This window comes from Bacteroides sp. HMSC067B03, from assembly GCF_001811315.1.
Taxonomy (GTDB): Bacteria; Bacteroidota; Bacteroidia; order Bacteroidales; family Bacteroidaceae; genus Bacteroides; species Bacteroides faecis.
Window position 1 is genome coordinate 1 of sequence record NZ_KV804403.1, and the last position, 20,622, is coordinate 20,622.

Here is a 20,622-nt window from a genome sequence, read left to right on the forward strand (position 1 = left end):
GGGGCTGTGCCTTAGTTTTGACACAGCCCCTTCCGTTTATCATAATCATACGTAATACAATCGTAGCACATTTGTTACGCGTTCTTCAATCAACTGTAAAGAGCAAGAAACGTCAAGCCTCTACTTTTGCAGCAAATAATTAACGCACGCCAACATTTATGAAACGATTTCTCAGATTAGTCTCTTTGACCCTTTTAATCATGAGTACAAGCGGAAACACTTTTGCAGAGGAAAAAGTAAACGCAGCCAAACAAGGCACGATCCGCGGACGCATAGTAGACACTTCCAAACAAATCCTTCCGGGAGCCTCCATTTACATCGAAAAATTACATACCGGAGTGACAAGCGACGTCAACGGTTATTATACATTCGCCAACCTTACGCCGGGCACATACACAGTAAAAGTCAGCTATGTAGGTTATTCTCCCGTCGAAATGAAAATCACCATTCCGGCAGGAAGAACACTCGAAAAAGACGTAGTACTCAACGAAGGGCTCGAACTACAGGAAGTAGTGGTAGGCGGTGCTTTTCAGGGGCAACGCCGCGCCATCAACTCACAAAAGAACAACATGGGAATCACCAATGTCGTTTCAGCCGATCAGGTCGGCAAGTTTCCCGATTCCAATATCGGCGACGCACTCAAACGTATCAATGGCATTAATGTACAATACGACCAGGGTGAAGCCCGCTTCGGACAAGTTCGCGGTACCTCCGCCGATCTTAGTTCCGTGACCATCAACGGCAACCGCCTCCCTTCTGCGGAAGGCGACACCCGTAACGTCCAGCTCGACCTCATCCCCGCCGACATGGTGCAGACAATCGAAGTGAACAAAGTCGTTACCTCGGACATGGACGGAGACGCTATCGGCGGCTCCATCAATCTGGTGACGAAAAGCACGCCTTACAAACGGATGTTCAGTGCTACAGCGGGAACCGGCTACAACTGGATCAGCCAGAAAGCTCAGCTGAACCTAGGATTCACTTACGGTGACCGGTTTTTCAATGATAAATTAGGAATGATGGCCGCTGTCTCCTATCAGAACGCACCAGTAGGATCGGACGATGTGGAGTTTGAATATGACGTCAACAAAAAAGGTGAAGTAGTCATGGTGGAAGCGCAGAAACGCCAGTACTACGTGACCCGTGAGCGCCAAAGCTACTCCCTGGCTTTCGACTACGACATCAACCCGAATCACAGACTGACCCTGCAAGGTATCTACAACCGTCGCCACGACTGGGAAAACCGCTATCGTGTCACCTATAAAGACTTGGATAAAACGGGACTGGACGATGAAGGAGATATGCAGCAATCCGCCCAGATCGAGACGAAAGGAGGAACACCCAACAACAGAAACGCACGTCTGGAATTACAGCAAACAATGGATCTCAGTCTGAGCGGTGAACATCAGTTTGGAAAGCTGTCCGTCAACTGGGGAGCCTCTTATGCCCGTGCCAGCGAAGACCGCCCGAACGAAAGATATTTCAGCCTGAAACAAGACTTCCTCGGCTTTACTGTCGTAGATGCCGGTGACCGTTTCCCTTACGTGACAACGGATGTCAACCTCCACAATGGAGAAGTAGACGGTGAAAGAGGCAAATGGAAAGTGAAGGAACTGACCGAAAGCAATCAGGAAATCTATGAAAAAGACCTGAAATTCAAAGTTGACTTCGAACTTCCGCTGACAAACGGCATTTATGGCAACAGCCTTAAATTCGGAGCCAAATACGCTTCCAAGACCAAAGACCGGACTACCCTCTGCTATGATTACGCAGATGCGTACAAGGATGCTTTCGACAAAGATTATATGAATAACCTCACCAGCCAGATTCGCGACGGATACATGCCGGGAGACCAATATAAAGCAACCGACTTCGTATCCAAAGAATATCTGGGATCACTCGACCTCAGCAGTTTGGAAGGGCAACAAGTACTCGAAGAATCCTCCGGCAACTACCACGCCAGAGAAAACGTAACTTCCGCCTTCTTCCGCTTCGACCAGAACTTAGGAAAGAAGATGAAAATGATGGCAGGCCTGCGTATGGAAGCCACTCACATCAAATACAACGGCTGGAACTGGAATGTAGCCGACGACAAAGAGGAGACAGAAACCCTCGAACCTACCGGAAATCATAAAAACAGCTACATCAACTGGCTTCCCAGCCTCTTATTCAAATACGATGTGAACGATGACTTAAAGCTCCGAGCTTCCTTTACCGAGACACTGAGCCGACCGAAATACTCCGCGCTGATCCCATGTGTCAACATCAACCGCAGTGACAATGAACTGGTTATGGGTAACTCCGACCTGACTCCGACCATCTCCTACAACTTCGACCTTAGTGCCGATTACTATTTCAAAAGTGTCGGTCTGGTGAGTGCAGGTGTATTTTATAAGAAGATCAATGACTTTATCGTCGATCAGGTAATCGGTGACTACACCTACCAAAACAACGAATACAAGAAGTTCACCCAACCCAAAAACGCCGGCGACGCCGATCTGCTGGGAGTAGAACTGGCCTATCAGCGTGACTTCGGATTCATCGCTCCCGCACTGAAATGCATCGGTTTCTACGGTACGTACACCTACACTCACACCCGAGTGAACAACTTCAACTTCGAAGGTCGCGAGAACGAAAAAGACCTGTCTCTGCCGGGATCACCCGAACATACAGCTAATGCTTCCCTCTACTTCGAAAAGAAAGGCCTCAACGTACGCCTCTCCTACAACTATGCTTCAAGCTTCATCGACGAAATGGGAGAAGTAGCAGCCCTCGACCGCTACTATGACGCAGTAAGCTACATGGACCTGAATGCCAGCTACACATTCGGAAAGAAGATAAAAACAACGTTCTATGCAGACGCTACCAATCTGCTGAACCAACCGCTCCGTTATTATCAAGGTACCAAAGACCGTACCATGCAGTCGGAGCACTATGGTGTAAAGATTAACGCCGGTGTGAAAGTCAACTTCTAACGACTGGAAAGAAGACAGCATCCGTTCCTTTAAAAGGAACACCCCGTTGGTTTAAAAGGAACGGGGCGTTGGTTTAAAACCAACGGCACCTTCCTTTTAAACCCCAAAAACAGAGAATCTCACAGCGATAAGAGACATAGTTATAAATCACTAATAATCAAACTAATATGAAAATAAAAAGCTTATTCATTCTTCTATTCCTTTCCGCCTTTACATTCATCCATGCACAGATAACGGATTACTCCATCTTTGACAAGAAGTTTAACTTTTACATAGCCAATGATTTAGGCCGCAACGGCTACTATGACCAAAAGCCAATCGCAGAACTAATGGGCACGATGGGTGAAGAGATCGGTCCCGAATTTGTATTAGCTACCGGAGATGTTCACCACTTCGACGGAGTACGCAGTGTAAACGACCCTTTGTGGATGACTAACTACGAGCTCATTTACGCTCATCCGGAACTGATGATCGACTGGTTTCCCCTCTTAGGCAACCACGAATATCGTGGAAGCACTCAGGCGGTACTGGACTACACGAACATCAGCCGCCGCTGGTCGATGCCCGATCGTTACTACACCAAAGTATTCGAAGAAAAAGGTGCTACCATCCGCATTGTCTGGATAGATACCACCCCGCTGATTGATAAATACCGCGAAGAAAGTGATAAATATCCGGATGCCTGCAAGCAAGATATCAGCCAACAACTATCCTGGTTGGAATCCGTACTGGCAAATGCCAAGGAGGACTGGATCATCGTAGCCGGACATCACCCTATCTATGCCTACACTCCGAAAGAGGAAAGTGAACGTCTTGATATGCAGAAACGGGTAGACAGTATTCTGTGCAAGCACAAAGTAGATATGTATATCTGTGGACATATCCACAACTTTCAGCATATCCGTGTGCCGGGAAGCGATATCGATTATGTAGTCAATTCCGCCGCTTCCCTCGCACGCCAAGTAGAACCCATCGAAGGTACCAGATTCTGTAGCCCCGAACCGGGTTTCTCCGTCTGCTCTATCGACAAGAAAGAGCTTAATCTGCGTATGATAGATAAAAAGGGAAATGTACTTTATACAATTACCCGTAAAAAATAAGTTCTCTTATAAAGAAAATTCTACTCTCACTGAAAAAACACACAACAAAGAGCGTCTCCTTCGTGAGGAAGGGGGCGCTCTGCTTATTTATAGTAACCCTTTATTCCAGCAGATGAAAAGAAAATCACACGATCAAGCTTATGTTACTCAGGTTTGTTACTCTGATTAGCTGTATCCGCAGGGTTACTCTTACTTAAATCATCCTTAGGCATTGTCGTAGCATTTCCGTCACGAACAGCCATATAATGCGGAGACATGATCTCAATTCCCGCCTCATTAAACCTATCCTGGATATTCTGATATAAATCCGAATAAATTTGTGACATCTGATTAGCATCCTTGATATAAGCATTAATCTGATAAACCGGATACCAGTCTTCCAGTGAAGTCTCCAGCACAAACGGACGCGGATCGTCCACCACTCCGGGAGTGTTCAATGCCGCATCAATCAATAACGGATTAACCTTTCGCCAAGGTACATCATACCCGATTGACACTTCAGCATGAATGATCAGACCATATTCACGCGCTGAAGTGCTATAGTTCACCGTATGCGATGACATCACAAACGAATTGGGAACCGTCACCACTTCATTCTTCGGTGTACGGATACGGGTCACCAAAGGAGTCTTTTCTATAATATTCCCGACAGTATCATTCAATTTAATCCGGTCGCCCATCTTGAACGGACGCATATAGGTGATCACCAGTCCTGCAATAATGTTACCAATCACCGTGCTTGAACCAAGTGAAACAATCAACCCGACAAAAACCGAGATTCCCTGAAATACGCCTGAGTTGGACTTCGGCAAATAAGGGTAAATCATCGCGATCATAAAAGCGTAAAGCAAAAAACGGATAATATGAAAAGTCGGCATTGCCCAATCCGAATAAAAGCCGTTAATCTTCAGACGTCCCGCCTCTATTTCACGTGCCAGATAAAGAACAAGGCGTACCAGGTATTTTACCGCATACCAAATAACAATAATCGTAAATAAGTTGGGAATATAATCGATAATACCAACAAAGATGCCCTTAATCGGATTCCAGATGTAACCGAGTAAACGATAGGCAAGCCCCTCCGTCTGCGGGAAAATGATAAAAACCAACGGCACGGAAAACAGCAACTGCAACCCCATGAGAATATAGCGCCCGATACCTGCCAGAAAGACTAAAAGATTAGCTTGTTTCTGCGCATCCAATAATTCGTATCCCTGAATGGATACAGGTTTTATTTTTGTATCTTTCAGCCGCAGGATGCGTACCTTCAATTTGCGGAACAACCAGTTCGTCAGACGGAACAGAAAATACTGCCCTACTATCACCAACAGAAAATAAAGAATACGTTTCACCATACGCCAAACGCTATGTTCAGCCTTCATTTCATGCAGTTTGGTGATCACATTCTGTTGTCTCTCTTTAGCAAGGGAATCACGGGAAATTCCTTCCCACAAAGCGTCCTGATCGGTAAGGGACAGCAATACCTTATTGCCGTACATCAAGTCGGACACAATATCCGAATGGTCTATGGATACGGAATCGGGACGGAGATTAAAGCGCTTTCCCAGTTCCTCTATGGCGGCACCAGTCATTTGGGCACGCTGTTGAGGGGTATATCCTCCACGTTTTGTAAAAAGATAGAATAAAGTATCTCCTTCGGCAATGACAGGCACTCCTTTAGTGAATTGGCGCAAAGAATCAATCCGTTGCCGTTGCTGGGATACCTTCACCGAATCGGCGGCAAACATCTGAAGTTTCATTTCTTCCATCTCCAGACGCATGTTTGCTTCATTGAGACGTGCCTCTTCCAACGATTTCTGCAGATTTGCCACACGGACAGAATCCGAATCCCGGTGCAAAGGTACCGGATGGGTTGCTATTGTATCTCCAGCGAAGATATTCTTCACAGCCTGTTCCAGTTGCGCCTGTACATTCACTGCAAGAAAGGCCATTATCAGCAGCAATACAAACCGTTTTATTTTTTTCATATCCATATAGAAAGATTCCAAGTTAGTAAATGAAATATAATTTCACTTTTTAATAAACATGGCAAACATACGGATTGTTTTTGACATATCCATTCAAAAAACGGTATAAATCCATACTGTTGAGTTTGGATTCATACCGTTTCTCTGAAAGATTATCCCAAAGTACTATTTTGCCATGTTTCTAAATCTCGGTCAGCTCAAGTACCCAACTTGCATATTCACGTTCCAGTTGCAGCTCGATACCGGTATTCATAAGCAATGCCCCCGAGAATACGCGATCATTCAAGAAGCAGGGATTGGCTCCCGGAGCCACGTTCAGCTCACGAATCTTATAGTTCTTTTTCGGGTCGAGTCCTGCCATACGAATACGCGGCAGAAGCTGGTTGACAAATTGCTCCATCTTATAGACAAAGAATACAGCACGGCTCTTATCCTCCGTGGCATACATCATCGAAGTCACCCCCTTGCGGTCGTAAGGAGATATCAAACGATAAAGGTCACCATACTGTATCACAGGACGGATAGACTTATAGGTGGCAATCGCCTTCTTTGAGAAGTCTTTTTCTTCATCGGTCATATTCTTTGGCTGGATCTCCATTCCCAAACGACCGGTCATCGCTACATCAAAACGGAATTTAAGCGGCACCACACGTCCCGTCTGATGATTCGGAGAAGCACTGACATGTTGTGCCATCGCAATAGAAGGATAGAAATAAGAAGTACCCCACTGGATAAACAAACGTTGCAAGGCATCAGTATTGTCGCTGACCCAGAACTCATCAAAATAAGGCATTACTCCATAGCTGACACGTCCGCCACCGCTTCCACATGCCTGAATCACTACATCCGGATATTTAGCACGAATCCGTTCCATCACTCTGACCAGACCACGGTGATAATCTATATAGATATGCGATTGCTTGTCCTTCGGCAAATAAGAAGAACCGTAGTTCAGCAATTCGCCGTTTGCGTCCCACTTGATATAAGCAATATCCGGATAGTTTGCCAATAGCGTATCGACTACATGAAAGACAAAATCCTGTACTTTCGGATTACATAAATCGAGTGCCACTTGCGTACCGCCACGACCACATGACAGTTCACGGCTTCCGGCACGCAATACCCAGTCGGGATGATTGTCAATCAGCTCACTCTTTGTATTCGTAAACTCCGGTTCGATCCATATACCGAATTTGATTCCATATTTCTTAGCCGTATCGGTCAGCCCTTGAATACCATTAGGCAGCTTTTCCGTATCTACCACCCAATCGCCCAACGAAGAGTTGTCATTTATCCGGCGATATTTCCTGCCAAACCAGCCATCGTCCATCACAAAAAGCTCACCTCCCATAGAAGCAATGTCGTTCATCATCTGGTCCATCTCAGGTTCTTTAATATTCAGATATACACCTTCCCAACTATTGAGCAGGATATCCCGTGGCTTGTCGCAACCGTGAACCATACCTGCACGTGCCCACCGATGGAAATTACGGCTGGCACCGCCAATACCTTCCTGCGAATAAGTCAGCGCCAGTACTGGAGTAGTGAATACTTCTTCCGGTTCCAGTTTATACTCGGAAGCTTCTTCATTCATTCCGGCAAAAATACTGTGTACAGATCTGCCGAACGTATCATCCATATCCACTCTGATCTTAGTACGTCCGCTCCAGCAAAGTGCTGCACCAATTACACGGCCACTATTTTCCTGCGGCTTGCCATCAAGAGAAAACATCACTTCCGAATGATCACCCAACCCGTTGCGGATACCATCCATATTCTTAATCACTTTCATTCCGGAAACCAACGGCTCACTTTCAAGCTGTGTCTCAGCTCCCCAATGTCCGTGCAAAGAAGATATCCATACATCCGCGCGACGAATCAGAAAATGACCGGAGTCAAAGCGTTTAAGTACCACCGCCTTTTTCTCGTTGTGAGACACCTCCACCCATGTTTCTATCATATCTATCTGCTGATAAGCCTTATAGTACATTTTTACAGTGAAAGGATATACACGGTCTTTCATCGTAATCACAGTCAGTATGGCATCCTTCACCGGATTCTGTTCGACCTTGTCGACAACTAAATCCAGTGTCTGATTACCATCAGCATGCACCGCATGGAGTGCTGATATTTCATAAGTGGAAGTACCGAACACCGGATAGGCCGGACGATGAAAGCCTGCCCAGGAATCAAACACCTGGTGAATCTGATTTTCTTCAATCCGCTCTCCAAAGTAAGAAAAACGAAGTTGCTGCCCCTCTGTGGCACTTAAAATAATGGAAGTATTCGGAGTAGAAATCAAAACATTACCCTCCCACGCCCGTAGTGTTGTCGCTATTGACAGAAAACAGACCATAAACAAACAAATAAATTTTCTCATAATTATATCATTCATATTTTGAATAAACTGATTTTCTTCTTATTAGAAGCAGACTGGAACTTCCAATCAGTAGTCCAGGAGCGTCGGACTACTGGCAGAAGTTCCAGTTGCCAGTCATTTCATCCTTTGAACATTCTCTTTTTTACCTCTTTCAATATCTGTTCGCTACCTGAAATTATTTTATGGGTTCGCCGTCAATCGCCAGCAGTTGCTTTACGTACAATTCGGCTCCGCTGGCCAGCCTATCCCGATAGCCTTCTACTATTTTCACTTTCAGCAGATGCCCTTTCACCTTCTTCTGCAACACTTCCTCAGACTGTGTCTGCCATTGAGTGGCATTGTAGCCTTTCTGATACGAGCGTTCCATTACAAACGTCCAGTTATTCAGTGCCACAGGTGAATAGTCTTCCTTACCGCCCAGTTTGAACTGTTCGTCATCGGACACATAATATTCCACCTTCTTCGTATCCTGATAGTCTGAATTCTGACGCTGGGTCCAACCAATACTATGAACAATGAGCGATTCCTTCATATCCACTACAATCGTGATGGGCATCTCTCTCCCACCCTGGAAAAGCTGGGGAAACTGATCATCATTATTCGTTCCCCCACTCCAATTGGCATGCCAGTACGAGTTAATGTCATCATCAAAAAGACAGCCCACACCGCCCTTGTCTCCGTTAGGCTCCGACACGGCATTCTTCTCATCACTATTACAGAAAACGACTTCCCATTTGCTGCGGTCGCAATCCAGCGTCCCGTATTTAGGATTCTCCACCTTCAGGAAACAGACATTCTCGTCCAGGTCAAAACCTTCCTGTGAGGTTTCGGACATTTTCAGCGGCAACAGATAAGACTTGTCACTCGCCAACGGAGTTCTGGAAATATTCATCTTCAGATTTCCGGTGCTCGCTCCTTCTTCAAACGTCATCTTTTCAAGTTGATATGCCGCAGAAGGCATCGGGAGATAGCTCGTTCCATGTTCGGTATTATAAGCTTCGACCAAAGCGTCTTTCCGCGCATCCGTCACATCACAGGTAAAGTTCCACTTACTGAACTGAATGTTTTGCAAATTGGCGCCAACGTTTACTTCCAGCTGCTTGTATACCATAGCAGTATTCACTTCGCCCGTTTTGAATGTAATCACCGGCTTCTTCACATCGAGCAAAAGCATTACATCATTCTTCGAACTATTGACAGAATCCTGCTCACTCCAAAACCGGACGGGAAGCACGTACTTCACGTCTTTGTTCTTTTGCATCAGCTCATAAATCAGGTCGGAATGAAAAACGATATCCAGCTTTTTCGTCACCTCCTGCGATTGAAACTCGAGTTCCGCCGCAGCCATCGAATACATATTGGAAGGAATCACCCGGTAGTCAATATTGTCGAGCAGCCCGTATGAGTCATCTACTTCCTGCTGGCTCATCACTGACAGTTTCACATGGGCCGTCAGAGAAGGGTCACTTCCGGCTTTGATCACATTGATACTATATACAGGGGTCGTTTCCACCGTATTCATATTCATTTCCTGCTTGCCATTGTGTTTCACGTAAAGAATCTTATGGTACTCCTGCGGAAATAATTTATCAAATTCATACTCTGAGTTACTACAGGAAGCAGCTGTCAGCACACTTCCCAGTATCAGCGATTTATATATAAATTGTTTCATATATGCTTGTTTTTAATCAGATTAATACTCGGGGGACTGCTCCAACTGCGGATTAGCATACACTTCACTCGCAGGGATAGGCATAAGATACATACGGTTCGCCCATTGAAAAGGCTGGTCAATCTTCACACGCTGGTTGAACTCTTTGAAACTGGGGTCCTTCTTCTGGATAGCATTCAGCCCTTCACGTACACCGGCCTTAAAGTAATCAGGGGCGGTCATCCATCGGCGTGCATCGCGATAGCGGTGCCCTTCTCCCCATAGTTCAATGAAACGTTCGCTTTCCACCCATTTCTGTAAAGTCATATTGCCTGAGATATCAGCCTTCACCAGTTCACGTATTCCGGCTCTGCGGCGAATGTCGTTCAACTTGCTCAATGCTTTTTCCACATAGTCAGCATGTCCCTCTTTCTCTGCCAGGTAAGCGTAACATTCCGCCAAGTTCAGATAAAGTTCGGACAAACGGATGATAGGGAACGGGAATTGCTTCTTATCATACCAGCCATCGTTGGAACGAAAGCGGACAGAAGGAAATATAAACTTCTTCGACAAAAAGCCTGTCGTACTATTGTCACGGTTAAACTTATCCGGATTATATCCCTGCTTATCGCTGCTACGCATATCGAGAAACATCGGATTGCCGTCGGTGATCAAAGAACTGTATTCATCACCGTCAAAAGACAGCCAGGCATAATAACGCGGTTCACGATTGACGTTCAACTTAATGATATTACTGTTAGAAGACAGTCCGGCTGAGTTCAGCCGGTCGTCTTTGGCTGGGAAATTCTTGTCGTTATCCGGCAATACTCCGTTGGCGGTATAGAAGCTCTCCATAGTATTGAGCGTCGGTGCAATACCACCATACATACTGGTCCAGTTGCCATTGGCATACACGAGGTTGTGAGGCATAGAGGCATCCAGGTTTTCCTGTGCAAATCCGGCTCCCCAGACACGTTCCTTATTTCCTACTGTTTCAATAGCAGTCAGTGCATAACGCATCAGTACCACACGTTTTTGAAACTCCTGCCCTTCAGGCGTATTTGTATCCAGACCCGGAATAACAGGCAAAGGCACACTTTCACCCATACGAATATTCTCCGACTGTGCAATGTCCAGCAATTCACGCTTACCATCACCCAAAGCAAAAGTCAGAGCTTCTTCACAAGCTGTCAATGCTCTCTCCCACTTCTGCACACTATATTGGTTGCTTACCAGTTCTTTTCCATACTCCGGAGTTTCATAATTCGTATTTTTCCAGTTCTTGTAGGGGAAAGAACCATTCCACAGAGGAGAAGCGGCAGTAAGAAGCACACGTGCTTTCAATGCCTTGCAAATGGTGGAAGTGGCACGTCCCAAATCATCGTCCGCCACAACAGCCGGCAGGTCTGTCTCGGCTTCTTCCAGCAGGCGGACTATATAATCTACGCAATAGTCATAATGCGAGCGTCCCGGGAAACCAGATGCCGGCATATTCATATCCGGATAAGTATCTATAATAGGTACAGGACCGAAACGTTCCAGCAGGCGTGAATAATAGTACGCTTTTACACACTTCACTTCAGCGGCAAACCGCAGTTTCTTTTCCGGTGCGATGTCAGGATTGAGTTTCACCAGCAAGTCCAGAAACAGATTGCAATGACCTATCGCGTCATAAAGTATCTGCCAGGCGTATTTTGTATCCCAGTTAGGTTTATATTGCGACGATAACTGATTCCATGAAGCAATCTGACCGGCACGATTCCAAAGGGCAGGAACCACAAATTCATCCGTAGAAGACTCGTAAGTACGATAATCTATCGGGTCGGTATATCCCCATTGCAGGGAGTTATAGCAAGAATATACAAAAGACAAGGTAGCGTCTTCGTTCTTCATCATATCTTTGATGTCTTCTGTTTCGGGCGGCACTACGTCGAGGTAACTGCAAGATGCCAGACAGCAAAGAGGCAGTATCGTCTTTGCATAGCGAGCTATTTTCGATATTCGTTTCATAATAGTTGAGTTCTTTAAAGGTTAAAAACTAAATTTAGCACCGATATTAACGGTACGCTGCAACGGGTAAGAATTATAAGAGAGTTCCGGGTCCCAGAACTTGAACGGGCTCCACACCGCTAAGTTGTCACCACTGACGAAAACACGGCAATGCGGAAATGAATAACCGATTTCCAATGTTTTAAAACGAATGAAGTTGCCATTACGCTTCCAGTATGTACTAGGAACCATATTATTAGCTATCTGAACTTTGGTCAATCCTAAACGCGGATACTCGGCATCCCAGTTCTGGTCGTTTTCACTCCAATAGTTGTCTGCAATAAAATTCATCAGGTTACGGTCGCCATGTCCTTCGTCCGAACCGAAAGGATCTACCCCATTCAGCATCAGAGTACGTTTGGCAGATCCGTTAAAGAATATACCAAAATCGAAGCCTTTGTAAGAGAGGTTCAGTCCCAAACCATACTGGATACGGGGCATTGTCCCATAAGGAGAGATCATTACCTGGTCATCTTCCGTAATCTTACCGTCGCCGTTTACATCCCGGTATTTGATATCACCCGGCATCAGTTTCGCGCTGCCGATGCCATCCTGTGCAGGACTGTCGTCAATCTCTTCCTGACTTCTGAACAGTCCTTCGGCAATGTAGCCGGTTGTCCTGCTCAGCGGTTTTCCTGTCTCCGTCTGCCATACATACGGATAGGCCGGTTCATCCTTGTCAATATATTTATTTTCCGTATAAGTGAAATTGCCGCGGAAGTCGACATGGAAACCTTTGAATACTTCTTTCTTCCAATTGACCCCCAGCTCGATACCCTTATTCTCTACCTTACCGATATTACTCCACGGAGTAGCTGAGACATAACCCAGCAGAGCAGGCCATGACGCACGCCGCATCAAGATACGGTCGCGCTTATCGCAGAAATAATCGAATGTGACGTCCACCTGATTGAACAGCTTCATATCCACACCGATATCCATCTTTTTCACTCGTTCCCAGTGCGCATTCTGAACAGCATACGAATTAATACTCGGTCCTTTTTTATATATGCTGCTATAGGTAGGGCCGGTCGAATAGCTTCCGCCACCGCCCAGATTTACATTATTGACATATAAAAAGTGGGCGGCACCGTCGTATGAACCGGTTTCATCACTACCTACCAGACCGTATGAACCTCTGAGCTTGAAGTAATCGACATACTTTTCGATTGGTTGCCAGAACTTCTCACTGCTGACCACCCATCCCAAAGACATGGCAGGGAAAAACTCAAAACGTTTTCCTTTGTCGAGACGTTCCGTACCATTGTATCCGAAGTTAAACTCTGCCAGATATTTCTGTTGGAAAGCATAGGTGAGACGTCCGGAAAGCCCTTGATTACGGTTGGGCAGTACATCATTCCGATATTCACGCTGCATATACATCAACATGGCAGCCACTCCGTGATCTTCACCAAACGTGTTTTCATAGTTCAGCTGCCCATGAAAATAGAACGTGTTATCGGCTCCGCGACCAATGCCCGATTGCGAGATATATTCACTACCGCTACTGTTCAGACGTTCTAATGTATATTCTCCCGGATTATCGGGCGACCAGCTTTTGGAGTCTGCCCGATACCAATACGGGTCGAGCCAACGGGTATATGACGTTTCTGACCAGGACTTCCAGTTCACCAATGCGATAATCTTCAGTCCTTTCGTCACGAAATCAAGATTCTGATTAATGTAAATGGAGGTATTCAACATGCTGTAGTTCACTTCTTTATAACTTCCCAACATATACTGGTAGGGGTTCGTATACAAGGAAGTACCACTCAATATGGCATTACCATACTTAATGTGCTTGTCGCCGGGTTCCGCCGGAAAGTAAGCCGGAAAAGTGACCGGATTATTGTTGTAAACTTGATAGAAGATGTCCGACACTGAAGCGTTCGGCCCTTTATTGTTTCCGATCTGTGCATTCATTCTCAGGTCGATACGTGTAGTGGGCGTCACCTTATAGGCGATATTATTCTGGAAAGTATATCCCCATTTATTGATGTTATTGTCGAACGAGTAAGCCTTGGGAATATCCAGCAAACCCGTATCGTGGTTGGCTTGCAGACTCATGTAATAACTAACCTTCGGTCCGCCACCCATAATATTGACATTCGCGCGCTGATTCATGGTACTCTCTTTAAAGACAAGATCGTACCAGTCTACATCCGGATAGACATACGGATTGATGCCGCTACGGGTATAATCGATCCTCTCCTGGCTGTACTTGGGAGTCGCATTAGGTGTTCTTGCCAACTGAGCTTCGTTATAGATTTCCATCCATCTGGCACCATCCACATAGCCTACCTCATTGACAGGTTTCAGAAATGAGTTTTCTACCGTCACGTTGATCGATGCTTTGGTGTTTTCAGTACCAATCTTAGTCGTGACCAACATCACACCATTCGCACCACGGGCACCGTAGATAGCCGTAGCCGATGCATCTTTCAGAATAGAGAAACTTTCGATAGATTCGGGCGGGATACGGTTCAGGTCACCCGAAGATATTTCTACCCCATCCAACAGGATTAACGGAGTGGCACGCCCTCCGAAGGTTCCGATACCACGAATATAGAAGTTGGACGAAGTCCCTGGTTCACCACCGGTGGTCACTGCAATTACACCGGCCAGCTTTCCGGCGAAATTGCTGGTCAGAGAAGAGCTGGGCGCATGCAGTTCCGTTCCCTTCACAGAGGTAATGGCACCGGTCACGGATACCTTTTTCTGTGTACCTGCACCGACTACAACCACTTCCGCCAGCATTTCATTGTCCGACTCCAGTTTTACATTAGCTACCACTAAATCCGTTACATCTAACACTTGTTTTTTATAGCCGATATAAGAAAATTCCAACTGTGCCTTGACGGGAATCGAAAGGCTAAAGTTACCATCCAAGTCGGTTGTAGTTCCATCCGAGGAACCTTTCAACATAATGGACACTCCGATAAGCGGTTCTCCGGTAGAGCCATCCGTTACATTACCGGTAATGGTCCGTTTTTTCTTTTGCTGCTCCGGCATAGGAGAAGAAATTTCACTTTCGTCATGAGCAACCGGCAGACCGGCTGTTACCGGCAGCACACCTACACCACATAAAAAAAGTGAACTCGCAAATAATGCTTTTTTCACATTCATAGTTTATTACTTTTAAGAGTTAATTATATAAAGCACAAAGTCTTTTTATCATTTCAAAAGTTTGAAAAAGGGCAAAAAAGAAGTAGAGTTGTATCGAAAGTTCGCTTCATTGTTTTTCTCATTTTATTTTATGCTCATTTGTATAATAGACTAGCCTGAAACAAAACCCCACATTGCATTAACACACGTTAACTTACTGCCAATAAGAGAACAAACAGCTATACAGGGACGTAACGAATGTCATTCTATTAATGAGGCAGTTCTGTGACCAAAAAGAAAGTATAATCGAGAAATCACTGACACCAGCATAAGCAAAAAGAACAAAAACAGATATCAGTCCCCAAAAGTGATGTATTAATATACAATAATTTCATGCAGAACCTTCAGTTTATGCATAGAATATGCATTTTAGATTCATAAATGTCTTGTCATTCAGGCTATCTGACCTGTTGGATCACTACATCCATCAGGTCAGATAACTATAGCCAACAGATTGGGTAGCTATAACCAACAGATAGAATAACTATAGCCAACAGATCAGATAGCAATAACCAAGAAATGAAGCGTTCATACTCAACAAAAAGGTGACAGTTCCGATATATTAGAATTGTATAGATTCTTATATTCCACTATCAATCAAGAAAATATAAATTTTCAATCGTTTATTTCCATTTCTTTCCAACCTAAGGTGGAAAAACAAGAATCCAGAAGGATTAAAAATACAAATTGTCAAAATGCTCACCGTTTGTTCTTTGATACTATGCTCCTGCAAGATATGCCATTCGCCCTTAATCAGCCCTAAAAAATCTCCGGGTTAGTCCTCCCAATGTACGGCCTTCAAGAACCATTGAACATTTTCTTCACTCAGCTTATGTTGTTTCAGTATCTCCGGCAGTTTATCATAGTTACGGATAAAGTCGGCAACAAGCCGGTCCATCTGCTCCGGAGTATACTCAATGCTCCTTCCGGTTGACTCCATCGTACCCAATTCCTCATTCAGTACAATATCAGCATCTCTATACTTCAGTGCAACGATGCCCTTCTGAAGTCTCCTGAACTTTCCAGGAAGTCCGTTCAGGTCTGCTGTCTGTTCGGGATAGGTGATCAACACCTGCTTCTCACATTTCGCATCCGCTATGGGTATATCTATCAAAAGAGATAAAGAGTTTCCGTCATATACATAATTTACCGTCTTTCCATTCACCGTTACCGACTGAGGAATAGCAGAACCTACCACCTTCACCTTGAAAGCACGCTCGGCAGGCATGCCCGGATAACCTCCCTTCCGACTGCCAATCGTCACTTCCAGACGGTTACCAACATGCTTGGACTGCAAAGATGTACGGGCATACTTCCTGTCGTACTCTTTATCATTACCATTATCTTCGTATAAATCGAATATCCCGTCTCCGCCGGGAAAAACAGTGACCACATAAGAATGATCATCGCCTGCCAGTGACTTCACACGACCGCAGAAAGGAAGAACCGAACCGGCTTTGATATAAATAGGATATTCGTCTATGGCAAAAGTACGTATTACCGTCTGCCCACCCTTAAGCATCGTTCCGGTATGCCACTCATACCAGTCGGTTCCGGCAGGCAACCATACATTCAATGTGGAATAATCGTCTTTCATGGGAGCGGTGACCGGTGCAATCAACATCTGGTCGCCAAACATATACTGGTTCCGGTAATCGTATGCCTCCTCGCTTTCAGGATAATCGTAGTACAGCGGACGGCAGACGGACAATCCCTCGTCATACGTCTTACGGGCCATTGTGTAAACATAAGGCGCCATCTCATAACGTTGCAAAATAGCGTTGCGAATCGTATTAAAATAGACAGGGCTAAACACCCAGGGCTCTTTGTTCAACACGCCGCTCTTAGAAGAATGAGTACGCATCACAGGACTGACCGCACCAAACTGCATCCAGCGTGTAAACATCTCCGGGTCAATCCGGTCTGCCTCAAAATGCCCTCCTAAATCATGGCTCCAATAACCGTACAGCACATTGGAAGCTGTAGAGTTAAAGTAGGGCTGGAAATCAAGTGATTTCCAGGAAATAACAGCATCGCCCGAGAAACCAATCTGATAACAGTGATTCCCCAGTCCACCCCAGCGATGATAGAGCATCGGACGGGTAGTACGGTTTCTTTCCATTTCAGTGAAAAAGACATAATTAATCCACCATACATTATTCAGGCTGTCTATCTTCTTATCAAACGGAAACTGCTGCCAGTCGAGCCACCAGAAGTCTACTCCCTCCTTCTCCATCGGATGAAGGACATTTCTGAACACTGCTTCCATCAATTTCTTATCCGAAGTTATCCAAGGAATCGTATCTTTTCCTTCCGGATTCATACCTATATCGGTAGCTATCGCCCGGTATGGCTCCTCATAAAAGGCAAAGCCGTCAGCCGGATGCAAATTAAGAGTCAACTTAACTCCTTCCTTTTTCAGGTCGGCAAGCAAACGTCCGGGGTTGGGAAACAGACGTTTGTTCCAAGTCCATCCGCTCCATCCTCCTTTGCCGGGTTCTGTATAGTGCCAGTCCATATCAATCACCAATACGTCGAGAGGAATATCATACATCCGGAATTTACGCAACAGTTCCCTCAGCTCATTGTCCGAATAGCTCCAATAACGCGACCACCAATAGCCGAAAGCATAACGGGGAGGCAAAGGTATCTTGCCGGCAAACATCGTATAGTCCTTTAACGCGGATTTATAATCGTGCCCGTACGCCATGAAATACCAATCCTGACTTCCTTTCTTCTCCCGTGGTTTAACCCAAGTCCAGTCGGCATCATCAAACAGGAAATTATCCGAATCATCAATTAAAGTCCAGCCGTCGGTAGCCAGCAACCCGTCTTCGAGCGGCATGAGCTCATTCGTATGTATATGCTTGTCTCCATCATAACCATCTAATGTACGATAGGTTCCCTTCAGATTACACTTCTGTTTCATACCGGGCATCCACCGAAAAGGGTACATACCCTTGGCTGAGGTAATGGAAAGATTGCGGGAGGTAAACTGCCCGCTGCCTTTCTTATACTTCATCCGGAACCTTGAAGTGGATAGTTCTATCCAATTTCCATCCTTCTTCAACTTATAATCTACTGCCGGATAATGCCTGTTGACAGCCACGAACGAAAAGTCGTCAATAAACTGGCCATCAGGTGCATATTCCAGCCGGAGCGTACCGTCTGTCACCACCGTAAAACGAACCTGACTATCCTGGTAAGCAATGTTTGTACCCTGACCTGATACCGCCAAAGGTATACAGCACAAAGCCACTAATAACAAAAAAAGAATCTTAAGTTTCCTGCACTCACTCATCATACTTATCAATTTAAATTAGAAATCTCAACAACGCTAATAAGACTGTTCAGGACGGAAATGCCACATGAGAAAAACAAAAAAAACAAAGAGATGAAGAAATTCAAATTAATATTTATCTTTGCAACGCCTATTAATTTGATATTATGACTCTTTGGATTGGAGAACTGCAAACACATTATTAATGTTACCGAATCATTATGGAAAATAAAGCCTCAAACAAACACGAATCCATGCCAGAGGATATTATCCACCTGAAAAGATTGAAAGAAGGAGATTCCCGGTCTTTTGATTTTCTTTTCAACAAGTATTATAAAGACCTTGTACTCTTTAGCTGTGTTTTCCTTAAAGAACGGGAAAGCAGCGAGGATATTGTGCAGGATCTCTTCTTCCGTTTGTGGGAAAACCGCGAAAACCTGACCATTGAAAGTTCTCTGAAAGCTTATCTGCTGACTGCCGTCAGAAACAGCTGCTTCGAAGAACTCAGACATCAGGAAGTCGTTCGTACCCATCAAAACTATGTAATGGGAAGCTCAAACCTGATAGACTATAATACGGAACATTATCTATTATATTCTGACTTGAACGATCACCTGCAGGAAGCCATCAAAAAACTTCCTGAAGACATGAGGACCATCTTCGAAATGAACCGGTTCAAGAACCTGAAATACCGGGAAATAGCAGAAGAACTGAATGTATCAGTCCGTACCGTGGAAAGTAAAATCAGTAAGTCTCTGGAATTTCTAAGAAAACATTTGAGTGGTTTTTATGATCTGATATTACTTTTTATCATAAATTTAATGAGGTAAATTACAGTTGAACAGTCATTATAATACAGATAAATTGCACTATGCCTGACAAAAATATAAATATAGATACAGACGTCATTCTAAAATATTTAGAAAAGACCGCTTCACCTGAAGAAATCCGGCAACTCCGTGAGTGGATAGCCCTCTCGGAAGAGAATGCTGACTATTTTCAGGAAATCAGAAACATCTGGGAAGTTGCCACTCCTACTGTCGATCCTGAAAAGATAGATACAGGCAAAGCTTTGGCACAAGTAAAAAGCAGAATCCATGCAACGTCACAAGTCCCGGCGAAAAAAACACGGTTCATCACTTATTGCCAAAGAATCGCTGCCATTCTTCTTTTGCCGGCAATCATTGCCATAGTAGCGCTAATGATGAAAAAAGACCATCAGGAACCTCTTATAGCCTACAACGAAGTGACGGCCCCATACGGAATGGTATCCAGCCTGACATTGCCGGACAGTTCAAAGGTCTGGTTGAATGCAGGAAGTACGCTGAAATATCCGGCCGCCTTCACCAGCAATGTCCGGGAAGTAGAGATGTCCGGAGAAGCCTACTTTGAAGTACATGCTGACAAAGAACATCCTTTCATTGTAAATACGGGAGATCTGAAAGTAACGGCTACCGGAACAGCTTTCAATATTTGCAGCTTCGCCAAAGCGCAAGAAGAGGTAATCACTCTGGTGACCGGAAAAGTAGCTGTGTCTCAAGAGAATAACATCAAGCATTTATTGCCGGGACAACAGCTGAATTATCAGAGAGCATCGAAGAGTATGGAAATCACAGATATTGATACGTATAAATACATATCCTGGAAAGACGGCATTCTCGCTTTCAGGGATGATCCGCTCAAATCAATATTCAACAGGCTGGAGCAAGTCTATCAGGTACGCTTCATCCTGAAGGATACATCAATAAACCAGTTTACTTACAGAGCAACTTTCAAAGGCGAGACGTTGGATGAAATACTGGATTATATGGGAATGAGCATCCCCATTACTTTCCGGACAACAGAAACGGAGAAAGAAGGAAATGACAGCATAAACGTCCGCACGATAGAAGTATATAAGAATTAGACGTTTTCTGATATAAAGCGCTGCGGAGAGGACAAAGCATATACGATCTTTGTCCTCTCCGCATTCTCTTTATTTTCTCTGCCAGCTGTTTTTTTTCATTTTTCCATGTGGTATTTTCTTTTTGAGCA

10 protein-coding genes are annotated in these 20,622 nt (G+C 44.8%); 4 read left to right on the forward strand and 6 right to left on the reverse strand.

The genetic code is table 11. The features are described 5' to 3' along the window. Positions 1 to 158: 158 nt before the first annotated feature. A complete protein-coding gene (locus HMPREF2794_RS17260) occupies positions 159 to 2,975 on the forward strand; it encodes a TonB-dependent receptor (RefSeq protein WP_055271476.1) in 2,817 nt (938 codons plus the stop codon). A 167-nt stretch (positions 2,976 to 3,142) separates the two neighbouring features. Continuing rightward, positions 3,143 to 4,075: a metallophosphoesterase gene (locus tag HMPREF2794_RS17265; protein ID WP_010535781.1), complete on the forward strand. Its 933-nt coding sequence runs from the start codon at positions 3,143 to 3,145 to the stop codon at positions 4,073 to 4,075. Between the two features lie 143 nt (positions 4,076 to 4,218). On the opposite strand, the gene HMPREF2794_RS17270 is transcribed toward HMPREF2794_RS17265, so the two are convergent. The 6 genes from HMPREF2794_RS17270 to HMPREF2794_RS17295 all read right to left on the reverse strand — a co-directional run bounded on the left by HMPREF2794_RS17270 (position 4,219) and on the right by HMPREF2794_RS17295 (position 18,609). Next, positions 4,219 to 6,069, reverse strand: a complete 1,851-nt coding sequence (locus HMPREF2794_RS17270) for a mechanosensitive ion channel family protein (RefSeq protein WP_055271500.1) — start codon at positions 6,067 to 6,069, stop codon at positions 4,219 to 4,221. Positions 6,070 to 6,244: 175 nt separating this feature from the next. After that, positions 6,245 to 8,443, reverse strand: coding sequence for an alpha-galactosidase (locus tag HMPREF2794_RS17275; RefSeq protein ID WP_070752038.1), 2,199 nt, complete (start codon positions 8,441 to 8,443; stop codon positions 6,245 to 6,247). A 175-nt stretch (positions 8,444 to 8,618) separates the two neighbouring features. Then, the gene (locus HMPREF2794_RS17280; protein ID WP_070752030.1) at positions 8,619 to 10,115 is read right to left on the reverse strand and encodes a BT_3987 domain-containing protein; all 1,497 of its coding nucleotides are present in this window, start codon (positions 10,113 to 10,115) and stop codon (positions 8,619 to 8,621) included. 21 nt (positions 10,116 to 10,136) lie between these two features. Next, positions 10,137 to 12,104: a RagB/SusD family nutrient uptake outer membrane protein gene (locus tag HMPREF2794_RS17285; RefSeq protein WP_055271483.1), complete on the reverse strand. Its 1,968-nt coding sequence runs from the start codon at positions 12,102 to 12,104 to the stop codon at positions 10,137 to 10,139. A 21-nt stretch (positions 12,105 to 12,125) separates the two neighbouring features. Then, positions 12,126 to 15,269, reverse strand: a complete 3,144-nt coding sequence (locus HMPREF2794_RS17290) for a SusC/RagA family TonB-linked outer membrane protein (protein ID WP_055271485.1) — start codon at positions 15,267 to 15,269, stop codon at positions 12,126 to 12,128. 814 nt (positions 15,270 to 16,083) lie between these two features. Next, positions 16,084 to 18,609, reverse strand: coding sequence for a glycoside hydrolase family 31 protein (locus HMPREF2794_RS17295; RefSeq protein ID WP_070752040.1), 2,526 nt, complete (start codon positions 18,607 to 18,609; stop codon positions 16,084 to 16,086). Positions 18,610 to 18,842: 233 nt separating this feature from the next. Between HMPREF2794_RS17295 and HMPREF2794_RS17300 the strand changes: the two genes are divergently transcribed. Next, a complete protein-coding gene (locus HMPREF2794_RS17300) occupies positions 18,843 to 19,418 on the forward strand; it encodes an RNA polymerase sigma-70 factor (protein WP_070752042.1) in 576 nt (191 codons plus the stop codon). Between the two features lie 41 nt (positions 19,419 to 19,459). Next, the gene (locus HMPREF2794_RS17305; RefSeq protein WP_070752032.1) at positions 19,460 to 20,494 is read left to right on the forward strand and encodes a FecR family protein; all 1,035 of its coding nucleotides are present in this window, start codon (positions 19,460 to 19,462) and stop codon (positions 20,492 to 20,494) included. Positions 20,495 to 20,622: the final 128 nt, after the last annotated feature.

Excerpts from the sequence above, each read along its gene's own strand:
- HMPREF2794_RS17260 (WP_055271476.1), top strand. The coding sequence starts at position 159 with ATGAAACGATTTCTCAGATTAGTCTCTTTGACCCTTTTAATCATGAGT.
- HMPREF2794_RS17265 (WP_010535781.1), top strand. The coding sequence starts at position 3,143 with ATGAAAATAAAAAGCTTATTCATTCTTCTATTCCTTTCCGCCTTTACA.
- HMPREF2794_RS17270 (WP_055271500.1), bottom strand. The coding sequence starts at position 6,069 with ATGGATATGAAAAAAATAAAACGGTTTGTATTGCTGCTGATAATGGCC.
- HMPREF2794_RS17275 (WP_070752038.1), bottom strand. The coding sequence starts at position 8,443 with ATGAGAAAATTTATTTGTTTGTTTATGGTCTGTTTTCTGTCAATAGCG.
- HMPREF2794_RS17280 (WP_070752030.1), bottom strand. The coding sequence starts at position 10,115 with ATGAAACAATTTATATATAAATCGCTGATACTGGGAAGTGTGCTGACA.
- HMPREF2794_RS17285 (WP_055271483.1), bottom strand. The coding sequence starts at position 12,104 with ATGAAACGAATATCGAAAATAGCTCGCTATGCAAAGACGATACTGCCT.
- HMPREF2794_RS17290 (WP_055271485.1), bottom strand. The coding sequence starts at position 15,269 with ATGAATGTGAAAAAAGCATTATTTGCGAGTTCACTTTTTTTATGTGGT.
- HMPREF2794_RS17295 (WP_070752040.1), bottom strand. The coding sequence starts at position 18,609 with ATGAGTGAGTGCAGGAAACTTAAGATTCTTTTTTTGTTATTAGTGGCT.
- HMPREF2794_RS17300 (WP_070752042.1), top strand. The coding sequence starts at position 18,843 with ATGCCAGAGGATATTATCCACCTGAAAAGATTGAAAGAAGGAGATTCC.
- HMPREF2794_RS17305 (WP_070752032.1), top strand. The coding sequence starts at position 19,460 with ATGCCTGACAAAAATATAAATATAGATACAGACGTCATTCTAAAATAT.